Source organism: Variovorax sp. PBS-H4 (genome assembly GCF_901827205.1).
GTDB lineage: Bacteria > Pseudomonadota > Gammaproteobacteria > Burkholderiales > Burkholderiaceae_C > Variovorax.
Genome location: NZ_LR594675.1, coordinates 6,415,806 through 6,429,821, shown reverse-complemented (window position 1 = coordinate 6,429,821; position 14,016 = coordinate 6,415,806). Strand labels below are relative to the sequence as shown.

General features: G+C 65.9%; 15 protein-coding genes, 1 pseudogene and 1 riboswitch. Of the genes and pseudogenes, 14 read left to right on the top strand and 2 right to left on the bottom strand.

From position 1 onward, the window contains the following. Positions 1-313: 313 nt before the first annotated feature. The 8 genes and pseudogenes from rpmH to E5CHR_RS30515 all read left to right on the top strand — a co-directional run bounded on the left by rpmH (position 314) and on the right by E5CHR_RS30515 (position 6,038). Entirely contained in the window at positions 314-448 is a 135-nt protein-coding gene (gene rpmH, locus E5CHR_RS30545; protein ID WP_007834827.1) for a 50S ribosomal protein L34, read from the top strand. Between the two features lie 70 nt (positions 449-518). Further along, the gene (locus E5CHR_RS30540) at positions 519-908 is read left to right on the top strand and encodes a ribonuclease P protein component (RefSeq protein WP_162583486.1); all 390 of its coding nucleotides are present in this window, start codon (positions 519-521) and stop codon (positions 906-908) included. Further along, positions 905-1,192, top strand: a complete 288-nt coding sequence (yidD, locus tag E5CHR_RS30535) for a membrane protein insertion efficiency factor YidD (RefSeq protein ID WP_162583485.1) — start codon at positions 905-907, stop codon at positions 1,190-1,192. The genes E5CHR_RS30540 and yidD overlap by 4 nt, the downstream gene beginning before the upstream one ends. Beyond that, positions 1,189-2,871: a membrane protein insertase YidC gene (gene yidC, locus E5CHR_RS30530; RefSeq protein ID WP_162583484.1), complete on the top strand. Its 1,683-nt coding sequence runs from the start codon at positions 1,189-1,191 to the stop codon at positions 2,869-2,871. The genes yidD and yidC overlap by 4 nt, the downstream gene beginning before the upstream one ends. Positions 2,872-2,941: 70 nt before the next feature. Then, the gene (mnmE, locus tag E5CHR_RS30525; protein WP_162583483.1) at positions 2,942-4,348 is read left to right on the top strand and encodes a tRNA uridine-5-carboxymethylaminomethyl(34) synthesis GTPase MnmE; all 1,407 of its coding nucleotides are present in this window, start codon (positions 2,942-2,944) and stop codon (positions 4,346-4,348) included. 91 nt (positions 4,349-4,439) lie between these two features. Then, entirely contained in the window at positions 4,440-4,907 is a 468-nt protein-coding gene (locus E5CHR_RS30520; RefSeq protein WP_162583482.1) for a cyclic nucleotide-binding domain-containing protein, read from the top strand. A gap of 75 nt (positions 4,908-4,982) precedes the next feature. After that, positions 4,983-5,054 (top strand): annotated as a pseudogene (locus E5CHR_RS32175) (zinc-ribbon domain-containing protein); the annotation flags it as partial. A 795-nt stretch (positions 5,055-5,849) separates the two neighbouring features. Further along, positions 5,850-6,038, top strand: coding sequence for a hypothetical protein (locus E5CHR_RS30515; protein WP_162583481.1), 189 nt, complete (start codon positions 5,850-5,852; stop codon positions 6,036-6,038). 65 nt (positions 6,039-6,103) lie between these two features. On the opposite strand, the gene E5CHR_RS30510 is transcribed toward E5CHR_RS30515, so the two are convergent. After that, a complete protein-coding gene (locus E5CHR_RS30510) occupies positions 6,104-8,089 on the bottom strand; it encodes a monovalent cation:proton antiporter family protein (protein ID WP_162583480.1) in 1,986 nt (661 codons plus the stop codon). A gap of 66 nt (positions 8,090-8,155) precedes the next feature. Between E5CHR_RS30510 and E5CHR_RS30505 the strand changes: the two genes are divergently transcribed. Genes E5CHR_RS30505 through E5CHR_RS30490 form a run of 4 tightly spaced genes read left to right on the top strand, consistent with a single transcriptional unit; the run spans position 8,156 to position 11,113 of the window. Beyond that, positions 8,156-9,157 (top strand): KpsF/GutQ family sugar-phosphate isomerase, encoded by a 1,002-nt coding sequence (locus E5CHR_RS30505; protein WP_162583479.1) that lies wholly within the window; start codon positions 8,156-8,158, stop codon positions 9,155-9,157. Beyond that, positions 9,157-9,705 carry a KdsC family phosphatase gene (locus E5CHR_RS30500; RefSeq protein ID WP_162583478.1) on the top strand — a complete coding sequence of 183 codons (549 nt, stop codon included), beginning with the start codon at positions 9,157-9,159 and terminating at the stop codon, positions 9,703-9,705. The genes E5CHR_RS30505 and E5CHR_RS30500 overlap by 1 nt, the downstream gene beginning before the upstream one ends. Further along, positions 9,702-10,343 (top strand): LPS export ABC transporter periplasmic protein LptC, encoded by a 642-nt coding sequence (gene lptC / locus E5CHR_RS30495; RefSeq protein ID WP_162583477.1) that lies wholly within the window; start codon positions 9,702-9,704, stop codon positions 10,341-10,343. Before E5CHR_RS30500 ends, lptC begins: the two co-directional genes overlap by 4 nt. Beyond that, positions 10,340-11,113 (top strand): SDR family oxidoreductase, encoded by a 774-nt coding sequence (locus E5CHR_RS30490; protein WP_162583476.1) that lies wholly within the window; start codon positions 10,340-10,342, stop codon positions 11,111-11,113. Before lptC ends, E5CHR_RS30490 begins: the two co-directional genes overlap by 4 nt. A gap of 87 nt (positions 11,114-11,200) precedes the next feature. Here the strand turns inward: E5CHR_RS30490 and E5CHR_RS30485 are convergent, their stop codons facing one another. Next, complete coding sequence (locus E5CHR_RS30485) at positions 11,201-11,722, bottom strand: RNA recognition motif domain-containing protein (RefSeq protein ID WP_162583475.1); 522 nt, start codon at positions 11,720-11,722, stop codon at positions 11,201-11,203. A gap of 253 nt (positions 11,723-11,975) precedes the next feature. After that, positions 11,976-12,159, top strand: a riboswitch (yybP-ykoY riboswitch). Positions 12,160-12,164: 5 nt separating this feature from the next. On the opposite strand from E5CHR_RS30485, the gene E5CHR_RS30480 reads away from it, so the two are divergent. Both E5CHR_RS30480 and metX read left to right on the top strand, forming a co-directional pair. Next, on the top strand, positions 12,165-12,731 hold the full coding sequence (locus tag E5CHR_RS30480) for a TMEM165/GDT1 family protein (protein WP_162583474.1): 567 nt from the start codon (positions 12,165-12,167) through the stop codon (positions 12,729-12,731). A 144-nt stretch (positions 12,732-12,875) separates the two neighbouring features. Beyond that, entirely contained in the window at positions 12,876-14,003 is a 1,128-nt protein-coding gene (gene metX / locus E5CHR_RS30475) for a homoserine O-succinyltransferase MetX (protein WP_443083105.1), read from the top strand. Positions 14,004-14,016 lie beyond the last annotated feature (13 nt).

Sequence of the window (14,016 nt, the reverse complement as noted above, 5' to 3'; positions counted from 1 at the left end):
GGGGGGTCTGAAAGGTGGAGGATCCCTCTGTCATTTGTCGTTCTGCTTGTGGATAGTCGCCCCTGGGACGGGCCGACGATTCTAACTTGTCAAAACCTTATCCACATGGCTTTCTGCCTGGGTGAATCCCGCCGCCGGCGCTCGTCGATTGTTGCGGGCCCGAATGTTTGCGATAATCGCGGGTTTCCCTGAAAGCCTCTTTGTGTGTTTCGGGGTATCAGCCGGTTAGCCGACGTTCGGTGTCCGGTATCAGCCAGATTGGCAGCAGAACCCGACGACCTCGAAGCCGTCCGGGTCTATCAGGAATCAAATCATGAAACGCACCTACCAAGCATCCAAAGTCCGCCGCGCCCGTACCCACGGTTTCCTGGTCCGCATGAAGACCCGCGGCGGCCGCGCCGTGATCAACGCACGCCGCGCCAAGGGCCGCAAGCGCCTCGCCGTCTAACGCGCTGTCGGCTCTGTTGCCAGTCGTACCGGCGCCGCCATCGTCTGCCGGCGCATTGCGGTTGGCTTCCATGCAGCGGCTCAAGACCCGCGCGCAATTTCAGGCCGTCCTTGCAGGTGCCACCGTGGCGCGCACCACCCATTTCGCATTGCACCGTTGCGCGCTCGACGCGCACAGTGGATCTTCGTCCCTGTTCGCCACCGAGGATGTGTGGGTCGGCGCGATGGTGCCCAAGCGCTGGGCGCGCCGGGCGGTCACTCGCAATGCAATCAAGCGCCAGATCTATCGCATGAGCACGGCCATGCGCAGTTCCCTCCCCCCTGCCGCACATCTGGTGCGCTTGCGCGCGGGCTTCGACCGCAAGGAATTCCACAGCGCAAAGTCCGAGAAGCTCAACGCGGCCGTTCGTGCCGAGCTTCAGCAGTTGCTCGAGCGGGCCGCTGCCGTGCGCGCACCATGAAAAGCCTGTTGATCGGCGCGGTGAAAGGTTACCGCCTGCTGCTGAGTCCCTGGCTGGGCCAAGGTTGCCGCTTCGAGCCAACCTGCTCGGTCTACGCCATCGAAGCGCTCGAGTGCCATGGCGCTGCGGCCGGCAGCTACCTCACCCTGCGCCGTCTCGCGCGCTGCCAGCCGTGGTGCCATGGCGGCCACGATCCAGTTCCCCCAAGGAAAGAGCCCGCGGCCCGCAATTCGCGGGCGCTGTTCTCTTCCCTCTTCTCCGACGACAAGAAGTCATCTTCATGAACGATATTCGCCGCACCATCCTCTGGGTGGTTTTTGGTTTCTCGCTGGTGCTGCTGTGGGACCAGTGGCAGGTCTTCAACGGCCGCAATCCCACCTTCCTGCCGTCGACCAAGCCGCACGCGGCCGCCAAGGCACCTGCGCCCGTATCCGCGGCCCCTGGCGCAGCCTCCAGCACGGTGCCGCAGGCTACCAACACGACGGTGTCCGGTGCGGGGGGCGCCGCGGCCGTGCCCGAGGGCAAGACCACAGCGCCCACGGCGAGCGAGCGGGTCGTCGTTACCACTGACGTGCTCAAGCTCACCTTCGACACCGAAGGCGGCTCGCTGGTGCAAAGCGAATTCGTCCAGCATGACGATCTGGCGGAGAAGGACAAGCCCTTCATCCTGCTCGACCAGAGCCCCAACCGTTACTACGTCGCCCAGACCGGCCTGATCGGCGGAAACTTCCCGACGCACAAGACGCCGATGAGTGTCAGCGGCGAGCGCACGCTCAAGGACGGCGCGAACGAACTTGTGCTGCGTTTTGAATCGGCCGACCTGGGTGGCGTCAAGCTGGTCAAGACCTGGACGCTCAAGCGCGGCAGCTACGACATGCAGGTGCGCCACGAGATCGTCAACACCGGCACGGCGCCGGTGTCGCCGCAGGTCTATCTGCAAATCGTGCGCGACGGCAACAAGCCACCTGGCGAGTCCTCTTTCTATTCCACCTTCACGGGCCCGGCGGTTTACACCGACGCCAAGAAGTACCAGAAGATCGAATTCAAGGACATCGAGAACGGCAAGGCCGACTTCGTCAAGGAAGCGACCAACGGCTACGTTGCGATGGTGCAGCATTACTTCGCGAGCGCCTGGTTGCTGAAGGACGGCACGCCGCGCGACCTGTTCGCGCGCAAGGTGGACACCAACCTCTATGCGGTCGGCATGATCACGCCGGCAGGTTCGGTCGAACCTGGCGCATCCAAGGCGATCGACGCCGAGTTCTTCGTCGGGCCGCAGGCGGAGAAGACGCTGGAGGCAGTGGCGCCCGGACTCGAGCTGGTCAAGGACTACGGCATTTTCACGATCATCTCCAAGCCGCTCTACTGGCTGCTCGACAAGCTGCACACCCTGCTGGGGAACTGGGGTTGGGCCATCGTCGCGCTCGTGGTGCTCCTGAAGGCCGCTTTCTACTGGCTCAACGCCAAGGCCTACGCCAGCATGGCGAAGATGAAGGCCATCAACCCCAAGGTGATGGAGATGCGCGAGCGGCTCAAGGACAAGCCGCAGGAAATGCAGCAGGAGATGATGCGCATCTACCGCGAGGAAAAGGTCAACCCGATGGGCGGCTGCTTTCCGATCGTGATCCAGATCCCCGTGTTCATCGCACTCTACTGGGTGCTGCTGTCTTCGGTCGAGATGCGCCATGCGCCCTGGATCGGTTGGATCAAGGATCTCTCGGCACCGGACCCCTGGTTCATTCTGCCGATCGTGATGACGGCGACCTCGCTTTTCCAGACCTGGCTCAACCCCACGCCGCCGGACCCGATGCAGGCCAAGCTGATGTGGATCATGCCCCTGGCCTTCAGTGTGATGTTCGTGTTCTTCCCGGCCGGCCTGGTGCTGTACTGGATCACGAACAACGTGCTGTCGATCGCGCAGCAGTGGTTCATCAACAAGCGCCTCGGCGTGCTGGGCAAGTAGCGCGCAAGCGAGGCGAACTCGAGCAAGGGCCGCAGAATGCGGCCCTTCTCGTTGAAGCATCATCCACACCATGCTGGCGCGCACCAATGACCCCATCGCGGCGATCGCCACGGCGTCCGGGCGCGGCGCGGTCGGGATCGTGCGCGTGTCCGGCGCCCGGCTGGCGCCTCTGATCGCTGCGATCTGCGGGCGCACCCTCAAGCCGCGGGAGGCCACCTACCTGCCCTTTCGCGATGCCGACGGCAACGCCATCGATCATGGCCTTGCCATCCACTTTCCGGCGCCGCATTCCTACACCGGCGAAGACGTGCTCGAATTGCAGGCGCACGGCGGTCCCGTGGTGCTGCAATTGCTGCTGGCCCGTTGCCTGGAAGCCGCCGCAGGCATCGACGCAAGCACCGGTCGGCCTGCCCTGGCCGGCCTGCGCGTGGCCGAGCCCGGGGAGTTCAGCCAGCGCGCCTTCCTCAACGGCAAGATCGACCTGGCCCAGGCCGAGGCCATTGCCGACTTGATCGATGCCAGCACCGAGGCGGCGGCCCGCAGCGCCGGGCGTTCGCTGTCCGGCGCCTTCTCGCAGGAGATCCACGCGCTGCGCGATGCTCTGGTCCACCTGCGCATGCTGGTCGAAGCGACCCTGGATTTTCCGGAGGAGGAGATCGACTTCCTCAAGAAGGCCGATGCCGAAGGTCAGTTCGCCGCTCTCCAGGCAAGTCTTGACGCCGTCCAGCAGCGCGCGCGCCAGGGCGCACTGTTGCGCGAGGGAATCAAGGTCGTGATCGCCGGTCAGCCCAACGCGGGCAAGAGCTCGCTGCTCAATGCCCTCGCTGGTGCCGAACTCGCCATCGTGAGCCCGATCCCGGGCACCACGCGCGACGTCGTGTCGCAAACCATTCAGATCCAGGGTGTCCCTCTGCACGTGGTCGACACCGCCGGCTTGCGAGACAGCACCGACTTGGTGGAACAGATCGGGGTTGCGCGTGCCTGGGGGCAGATCGAAGGTGCCGATGTCGTGCTGTTCCTGCATGACCTGACGCGTTCGAACGGGGCGGACTATGCCAGCGCCGATGCCGACATCCTGCGCTTGCTCAGCGAGAAGCTGAGCGGCGGCGTGCCGGTGCTCGATGTGTGGAGCAAGCAGGATGCAGCCCCTTTGCAAGCGCCGGCGTCAGGAATCAGCGTGTCCGCGAAGACCGGCTTCGGTGTCGAGATGCTGCGGCAGGGCCTGCTCGAGGTTGCCGGATGGCAGGCGGTGCCTGAGGGTGTCTACCTGGCGCGCGCCCGCCACGTGGAAGCGCTGTTGCGCGTCGAAGAACATCTTGTGCGGGCCGCCGACCACTTGGCGGCTGGCGCAATGTCGTTGGAGTTGCTGGCCGAGGAACTGCGCCTTGCCCAGAACGCGCTCAACGAAATTACCGGGGAATTCGGCGTCGATGATCTGCTGGGTGTGATCTTTTCAAAATTCTGTATCGGAAAATAGACAGAAAGAGTTAGGACTCGTGACTTGTGTCACTGGAATTTGCCACAATGATCGATACTGCGCTCCGGCACACCAAAGCAGGTGAATCACCATGTCATCGAGCATTCAGGATCTTTGCCGCTCCGTCGCGCAAAACACCAGTTACGACGCCTTTGTTCCGGCGTTAAATGCCCAGCAGTGGGAGACGCTCGCGGGCTACCTTCAGCCCTTCGACCTCGCCGCTGGGCAGGTCCTCATCGACCAAGGCGCCAACGACCGCACGCTCTTCTTCATCGAGCGAGGCGCGCTGAGCGTCCACCTGATCGGCAGCGAGGGCCAGATGCGGCTCGCGATCCTCAATCCAGGTTCTGTGGTGGGCGAAGGGTCCTTCTTCTCCCGACTCCCGCGTTCTGCGAACGTGGTGGCGACTGGCGCGGCGCGCGTGTGGCGGTTGACGGCCATCCGATTTGCCGAGATGTCCAATCGCCAGCCTGCCTTGGCGCTGGAGCTGACGATGGCGTTGGGAGCGGTAATTGCGAAGAGAATGGTCAACAAGCCCAAGCGCGTGGCGGTGACCTGAAGCTCTCGCTGAGCGCATCGAGCGCCACTACCTCGCAGCTTGGAAGATGATGCTTACAGTTGAGGGGCTTCCAAGATGGGTGTGGAGTGCGCGTCCTGCGGGGCGAATAATCGGGATGGCGCCAGGTTCTGCAGAGGCTGCGGCCATCGCCTGGTGCCAACCTTGGCCGCTGTCTCGCCCACGGCGACGGCCGAGGGGTGGCCGACAACCGAGCCGACGCCGCTAACCGAAAGTCCGGTAGCAAGCGCCTCCGCCGCGGAGGAAAAGACCGCGGCCATCAGTCGGTCGGAAGTCGCGCCTGAGGCGGTGCCGCGCCAGCCTGAATCGGTTGCGACGCCAACCGCGGCTCATGAGCCCATTCACAAAGCAGCATCTCGGCCGGCTGGGCTCCCCCCCGCGGCTGCGTCGCGCCGGTCTGCGCGATGGCGCGTCATGGCCCTGTCGTTGATTGTGCTCGCTGCGGGGGCCTGGTTCGTGCAGAGCCGTCAAGATACGCCGAGGCCTGCCTCGAGCCGGATCGCTGCGACGGCGGGGACCGTTACCGTCGCGCAGCCTGTGCCTGCGCCTGCGCCTGCGCCTGCGCCAGCGCCTGTGCCCGACGCGGCACCCATCGCGCCCACTTCCGGAAACGCTCCCGCCGGTCCCGCACCTGATGCAACTCACGCAGCTCTTGCTGCCGCACCGGAGCCCACGCTCCCGCCGCCGGCACTGCAAAGCGCAGTTGATGGACCCGCCCCTGTTGCGCCGCCCGCATCCAAACCCGAGCCCTCTATACCTTCCGCGGGGCCAGGGAAATCCGAGCCACCCCCGCGGCGCGTCAAGACCGAAGCGCAAGCGAGGCCTGCCGTCGCCGCTGCGCCCAAGCCGCGCAAGCCCGCCGCGCCCGCGCCTGCGCCTGCAGCCTCGCCAACGCCGGCGCCCGCAGTCGTCGCCGTCGCGCCGTTGCCAATCGAACCGGTCGCGCCACCCGCTCCGGATGCGGCATGTGCCGGCCAGGGATTCTTCGGCCGCACGCGCTGCATGGTCGCGCAGTGCGCCAAGGCCGAGTACAAGGCAAACACCCAGTGCGACGCGGTGCGGCGTCAGCAGCAGATCGACGAGGAGAAGCGCAATCCCAGCCTTGCCAACTGAGAAGGCGGAACAACGCGCCGTGCTAGCGCAAGGTTCGCCGCATGGCCCGAGAGACCGCGCAGCGCTCAGCCCTTCTGCAACTGCTCGATGGCAATGGCGAGTGCGTCAGGCTTGCCCGACAGGACCAGCGTGTCGCCGTCAGCCAGCATGACTTCATCGCTCACCGGTTCCGCCTTGCCGTTGCGCCGGCGCAGGCTCGCCACCCGCACGCCCACCCCCTGCAACGCCGGCTGATCGAGCGGCCGTCCCACGGCGCGAGCGTCGGCCGTGAGGGTGAAGGTGTTGAGGCGCTCATGGTCGAGCTCATCGGCGTTGTCATCGTCAGCGCCATGGAAGTAGCCGCGCAGCAAGTTGTAGCGGGCATCCCGCTGGTCCTGCACCACGCGGATCACCCGCCGCATCGGCACGCCGACCAGCGCCAGCGCGTGGCTGGCCAGCATCAGCGAGGCCTCGATCGCTTCCGGCACCACCTCGGTGGCGCCGGCGGCCTGCAGCTTCTCCAGTTCGCGATCGTCTTTGGTGCGCACGATCACGGGCACCTGCGGCGCGTGCGCCCGCGTGTTGGCCAACACCTTCAGCGCGCCGGGGGTGTCGAGGTAGGTCACCACCACCGCGCTAGCCCGTGCCAGGCCGGCCGCCATCAGGGCCTGCAGCCGCGCCGCATCGCCGAACACCACGGAGTCGCCGGCTGCGGCGGCCTGGTGCACGCGGTCGGGATCGAGGTCCAGCGCGAGATAGGGAATGCCCTCGCGCTCCAGCATGCGTGCGAGGTTTTGACCGCAGCGCCCGTAGCCGCAGATGATCACGTGCTGGGCAGTGTTGATGGTCTTGCGCGCGATCGAGGTCATTTGCAGCGACTGCTGCAGCCAATCGCTGGCCACCAGCCTGCGCACAATGCGGTCGCTGTACATCACTATGAAGGGCGTCGCGAGCATCGACAGCACCATCGAGGCGAGCACCGGATTCGCCAGCCACGCCGGCAGCAGGTCCCTGCCCTGCGCCAGGTTGAGCAGCACGAAGCCGAACTCCCCCGCCTGCGCCAGGTACAGGCCTGTGCGCAGCGACACGCCGGCCGTTGCCCCGAGCAGCCGCGCCAGCACCGTCACAAGCACCAGCTTGAAGGCCAGCGGCAGAATCAGCAGGACGCCTACCAGTGCCCAGCGCTCGACCACGATGTGCCAGTCGAGCGACATCCCGATCGAGATGAAGAAGAGCCCCAGCAGCAGATCGTGGAAGGGGCGGATGTCGGTTTCGACCTGGTGCTTGAATTCGGTCTCCGAGACCAGCATGCCCGCGATGAATGCACCCAGCGCCAAGCTCAACCCCGCGAGCTCGGTCAGCCAGGCCAGGCCCAGCGTGACCAGCAGCAGGTTGAGCATGAAGAGCTCCTCGCTGCGACGGCGTGCGACCAGGGTCAACCACCAGCGCATCACCCGCGGTCCTCCATAGAGCAACACGCCGACCAGAAAGCTGGCTTTGAGCCAGGCGATGCCGAGGGCTTTCAGCAGCGCCTCTGGCGGCGCGCCCAGTGCCGGGATGAGCACCAGCAGCGGCACCACGGCCAGATCCTGGAAGAGCAGCACGCCCATCACACGCTTGCCGTGTTCGCTCTCGAGCTCCAGGCGTTCGGCCATCAGCTTTACGACAATGGCGGTGCTGCTCATGGTGAGCGCGCCTGAGAGCGCCAGCGCCGTCTGCCAGCCCAGGCGCCAGGCGGGCGGAAGCCAGGAAGCCATCAGCAGGCCGCCGAGAGTCGCGATCGCCATGGTCAGCATGACCTGCAGCAATCCCAGGCCGAACACGTGCTTGCGCATGGCACGCAGCTTGGGCAGGCTGAACTCCAGCCCGATCACGAACATCAGGAAGACGACGCCGAATTCGCCTAGGTGCCGGATGCCGTCCGCGTCCTGTGCCAGCGACAGCGCGTGCGGCCCGATGAGCACGCCCGCTCCCAGGTAGCCCAGCATGGGCGGCAGCCGAAGGAAGCGGCAGGCCACCACGCCGATCACTGCGGCGAGCAGATACATCAGCGTGAGATCGAAAGAGGACATGGGCCGATGCTACTGAATGGAATCCCCGCCGCGCCTGCGTTCGTGGCCGGCCGATAAAATCCCGCGATGCGCATCAGCCCAAACCCGGCCCTCGAGGCCTCTTCCGACGCAATGCTCGCGCGGGCCCGCACCACCTTCGACATCGAAGCTGCTGCCGTTCTCGGGCTCAAGGAGCGCATCGGCGCCAGCTTCGTGGAGGCCGTGCAGAAGATCCTTGAAGTGCGCGGCCGCGTGGTCGTCATGGGCATGGGCAAGAGCGGCCATGTAGGCCGCAAGATCGCGGCCACGCTCGCATCCACGGGCACGCCCGCCATGTTCGTGCATCCGGCGGAGGCCAGCCATGGCGACCTCGGCATGATCAAGCCTGTCGACCTGGTGCTCGCCATCTCCAACAGCGGCGAGGTCGACGAGCTTACGGTCATCCTGCCGGTGGTCAAGCGGCAGGGCGTGCCGCTGATCGCCATCACCGGCCGTGGCGATTCCACGCTGGCCCGCCATGCCGACATCGTGCTCGACAGCGGCGTCGAGAAAGAGGCCTGCCCGCTCAACCTCGCGCCGACCGCCAGCACCACCGCCCAGATGGCCATGGGTGACGCGCTGGCGGTCGCGCTGCTCGATGCCCGCGGCTTCGGCACCGAGGACTTCGCGCGCTCCCATCCGGGCGGCGCCTTGGGCCGCAAGCTGCTCACCCACGTCGGTGACGTCATGCGTTCCGGCGATGCGGTGCCGAGGGTGGGGCCCGATGCGAGCTTCAGCGAGCTGATGCGCGAGATGAGTTCCAAGGGCCTGGGCGCCACCGCGATCGTCGATCGCGAGGGCCGCGCAATCGGCATCTTTACCGACGGCGACCTGCGCCGCCAGATCGAGACCGGCGCGGATCTGCGCGCGCTGACCGCGGTCGATGCCATGCACGCCGGCCCGCGCACGCTGCGCGCCGATGCGCTGGCTGCGGAGGCTGCCGAGCTGATGGAGCAGCACAGGATCACCAGCGTGCTGGTGGTCGACGCCGCCGGTGTGTTGATCGGTGCGCTCAGCATCAACGACCTGATGCGCGCGAAAGTCATCTGATGACTCTCGAATTCAAGGCGGAGACCTTGCTCGCCGCGCAGGACATCCGTGTCGCCTTCTTCGATGTCGACGGCGTGCTGACGGATGGCGGTGTCTACTTCAGTGAGCAGGGCGAGACGCTCAAGCGTTTCAGCATCCTCGATGGCTATGGCCTCAAGCTGCTGCGTCTGGCAGGGATCGTGCCGGCGGTGATCACCGGCCGGGACTCGAAGCCGCTGCGCCTGCGGCTGCAAGCCTTGGGCGTCGAGCATGTGCGCTACGGCACCGAGGACAAGCTGCCTGCCGCGCAGGCCATCCTTGCGCTGCTCGGCCTCAAGTGGGCGCAGGCCGCCGCCATTGGAGACGACTGGCCGGACCTGCCGGTGCTCGCGCGCGCGGCCTTCGCTGCCGCGCCCGCCAACGCGCACGCCGAAGTTCGCGCGGTCGCGCATCATGTGACTTCGGCTCGCGGCGGCGAGGGTGCGGCGCGCGAATTCTGCGATCTGCTGCTCACGGCAGGGGGCCATTACCGTCGCCTGCTCGACATCGCACGAGGTCCCGCTGCATGAGGACGAAGGCGGCCTTGAGCCTGCTGCGCGACACCTTCGACAGGGTGACGATCTACCTGCCGATCATCCTCACGGCCCTGCTTGCGCTGGGCACCTACTGGCTGGTGCGCAACGCGCCGAAGCTGCTCGAGCCCGTGCCCAGGGAGGCGCCGAAGCACGAGCCCGACTACTTCATGCGCGATTTTGTGATCAAGAACTTTCTGCCCAGCGGTGAGCTGCGCAGCGAGCTGTTCGGCACCGAGGGTCGGCACTATCCGGACACGGACACGATGGAGGTCGACCAGGTGCGCGTGCGCTCCGTCTCGCCCGAGGGCCTGACCACGCGCGCCACTGCCAACCGGGGCCTGTCGAATGCCGACGGCAGCGAGATCCAGCTTTTCGGCAATGCGATCGTGGTGAGGGAAGCGGCCACGGCAGCGGACGGCAAGCCCATGCCCAGGCTGGAGTTCCGTGGCGAGTTCCTTCATGCGTTCCTCGATACCGAGCGGGTCAGATCGCACAAGCCCGTCACGCTGATCCGCGGCTCCGACCGGTTCACCGCCGATTCGATGGACTACGACAACCTCACAGGTGTGGCAAACCTGCATGGGCGCGTCAAAGGCCTGCTCATGCCTTCCGCGCCCGGAATCAAGCGTTGAAGCCGCTGGCCTTCATTACCGGAGCGTCGAGCGGCATCGGCCAAGCGCTGGCGGCGCGCTTTAACGAGGCAGGGTACCGCCTCGCTCTCGCCGCGCGAAGGACCGCCGAGGTCGAGGCCTGGGCCGCTTCCCGCGGCATCAGCGGCGACGATTGCGAGGTCTATCGGGCCGACGTTGCGCAGATCGACAGCATCGTGGCTGCAGGCGCCGCCTGTATGGAGCGCCGGGGTGTGCCCGATGTGGTCATCGCGAACGCAGGCATCAGCATCGGCATCGATACCGAAGATCGCCGCGACCTCGACGTGCTGGCCGAAACGCTGGCCATCAACAACGTCGGCCTGGCTGCCACGTTCCACCCATTCGTCGCCGCCATGCGGGCGCGCGGCAGCGGCCGGCTGGTGGGGATCGCAAGCGTCGCGGCCATCAGGGGCTTGCCCGGCCACGGGGCCTACTGCGCCAGCAAGGCGGGCGTGGTGGCCTATTGCGAGAGCCTGCGAGGCGAACTGCGCGCGAGCGGCGTCAAGGTCGTCACGCTGCTGCCGGGCTACGTCGATACGCCGCTCACCCAGGGCAATCGCTACGGCATGCCTTTTCTGCTGCAGCCCGAGGTGTTCGCCGAGCGCGCCTTCCGTGCCATCGAGGCGGGCGTCAGCTACCGTGTGATTCCTTGGCAGATGGGCGTCGCCGCCAAGCTGATGCGGCTCTTGCCCAATGCCCTGTTCGACCTCGCCGTCCAGGGCCGCGGCCGGAAAAAGCGGCGCGGAGATTGAGCTCGGCGCCTTTGCCTGAAAGGTGAAGCTCGTCCCCAGAACGAAAAAGGCTCCCGAGGGAGCCTTTCGTGAAGCATGCGGGCGTAATCAATAGCCGCTGTTGCCGCCGCCACTACCACCACCGTAGCCCCCGCGGCCACCACCACGGGGTCCAGCGCCGTAGGGGCTGCGGAAACCGCCATCGCCCCCACCGCCACCACCACCGTAGCCGCCGCCACTGCGACCGCCACCGCCGCCATAGCCACCACCACCGCCACTGCGGCCACCGCCGCCGCCACCACCGTAGCCGCCGCCACCACCACCGCCGCCGTAGCCACCACCGCCGCCGTAACCGCCGCTGCGCGGCGGACGCGCTTCCATGGGACGCGCTTCGTTGACGACGACACTGCGGCCGCCCATGTCCTGGCCGTTCATGCCCCGGATGGCCGCTTGCGCTTCCGCGTCGCTGCCCATTTCAACAAAGCCGAAACCCTTGGACCGAGGCGGGCTGGAGTCGCGCTCCATCATGACCTTGGCGCTGGTCACGGTGCCGAACTGGCTGAAGGCGTGCTCCAGATCGCCGTCGCGTGCCGAATAGGGCAGATTGCCGACGTACAGTTTGTTGCCCATGAAGGGACTCCTAATAAACACAAAGAAAAAGCGATGGAGTCCCGGGAGCACCACCCACAAATAAGCCGCTGGGCCGCGCGAAACTGACCGATCACCGAATCGCCGCCCCCCTAGAACTTAAGTGAGAGGCTCGTGCATTATGGGTGAAATGATTGGCGTGCAAGTAGGAATTTGCCCGCAAGGCCGCCGCCAATATAAATATTTGGGAAGTTGGCACACGCTCACAAACTAGGTCTTGCGCAGGGCTAAAATCGCCCGGGTCATTGGGGAGTAGCCGCCTTCCATCGCGAGAAGGGTGTGCGTCAACAGACTTGTCTGGCCGTCGGCCCGACATGGCGCAGACAGTGTTCAGCCTGGCGAGACCTTTGACCGTGCAGCTTCGGATGTGGCCGAAGGTGCTGCACGGTCAATTGCGTCCTTCGGCCCAAGGAATCCCTTTCACATGGAAGCTTTTCTCGTCGCGACCGGCGTGGTCGCACTCGCCGAAATGGGCGACAAGACCCAACTGCTCTCCCTCGTGCTCGCCGCTCGCTTTCGGCGGCCTTGGCCGATCGTGCTCGGCATTTTTGCGGCCACGGTCGTCAACCACGCGCTGGCCGGAGCGGTGGGCAACTGGGTCACCCACACGTTGGGGCCCGACTTGCTGCGCTGGATCCTTGGAGGCTCCTTCATCGCAATGGCCCTGTGGATGCTGATTCCAGACAAGCTCGATGACGACGAGCTGCCGAAGGCGTCGCGCTTCGGCGTTTTCGGCACCACGCTGATCGCCTTCTTCCTTGCCGAGATGGGAGACAAGACGCAGATCGCCACCGTCATGCTTGCCGCGCGCTACGTCGACGCGTATGCGTGGGTCGTGCTCGGCACCACACTCGGCATGATGCTGGCCAACGCCCCGGTGGTGTGGCTGGGCGAGCGCATCGTCAAGCGCGTGCCCATCAAGCTGGTGCACAGCGTCTCCGCCGTGCTGTTCCTGCTGCTGGGCGTGGGCGCATTGATCGGGTGGGGTTGAGCGGCATATACTCGTCCGACGCGCCGATTTGCTCCAGCTTGCGGGCGCTTAACAAATGCTGCTAAAGACGGATGCCGGACCCGGCTCGTTTTTGGCGAGGCCGGGTTTTTCTTTTTCATGTCCTTGGTCGTCTCTTCGCAATCGATGTCTTTCCCTGCCCCGCTGCCGCTCAGCAGCGGAGCGAGCATCGCCGGCTACAGCCTGGCTTACGAAACCTACGGCACGCTCAACGCACAACGCAGCAATGCGGTGCTGGTGTGCCATGCGCTGAACGCCTCGCACCACGTCGCGGGCGTGTATGCGGGCCAGGACAGGTCCGAGGGCTGGTGGGACAACATGATCGGCCCGGGCAAGCCGGTCGACACCGACCGCTTCTTCGTGATCGGCGTCAACAACCTCGGCTCCTGCTTCGGCTCCACCGGCCCGATGCATGTCAATCCTTCCACCGGGCGCATCTACGGCGCCGATTTCCCCGTGGTGACCGTCGAGGACTGGGTGCGCGCGCAGGCCCGCCTGCTCGACGCGCTCGGCATCGACACGCTGGCGGCGGTGATGGGCGGCAGCCTGGGCGGCATGCAGGCGCTGTCGTGGACATTGCAATACCCCGAGCGCGTGCGCCACGCAGTCGTGATCGCCAGCGCCCCCAGCCTGACGGCGCAGAACATTGCCTTCAACGAGGTCGCCCGCCGCGCTATCGTGACCGACCCCGACTTCAACGGGGGCCACTTCTACGAGCACGGCGTGATCCCGAAGCGTGGCTTGCGCATCGCGCGCATGATCGGCCACATCACCTACCAGAGCGACGACCTGATGAACGAGAAGTTCGGGCGCGCGCTTCGCAGTGCCGTCGAGGGCGAATTGGCCGGTACGGACTTCCTCTACTCGACCCAGGAGGTCGAGTTCCAGATCGAAAGCTACCTGCGCTACAACGGCGACAAGTTCAGCGAGTACTTCGATGCCAACACCTACCTGCTGATCACGCGCGCGCTCGATTACTTCGATCCTGCCCGCTTACATGCTGGGGACCTGAGGGCCGCGCTTGCACCGGCCACCGCCCGATTCCTGCTCGTGAGCTTCACGACGGACTGGCGGTTCGCGCCCGCGCGCAGCCGCGAGATCGTGAAGGCGCTGCTCGACAACCGTCGCAGCGTCAGCTACGCCGAGATCGACGCGCCGCACGGGCACGACGCCTTCCTGCTCGACGACGTTCGCTACATGAGCGTCGTGCGCGCGTACTTCGAACGTATCGCCAAGGAGGAGGTGTCGGCATGAGCTGCATGGCCAC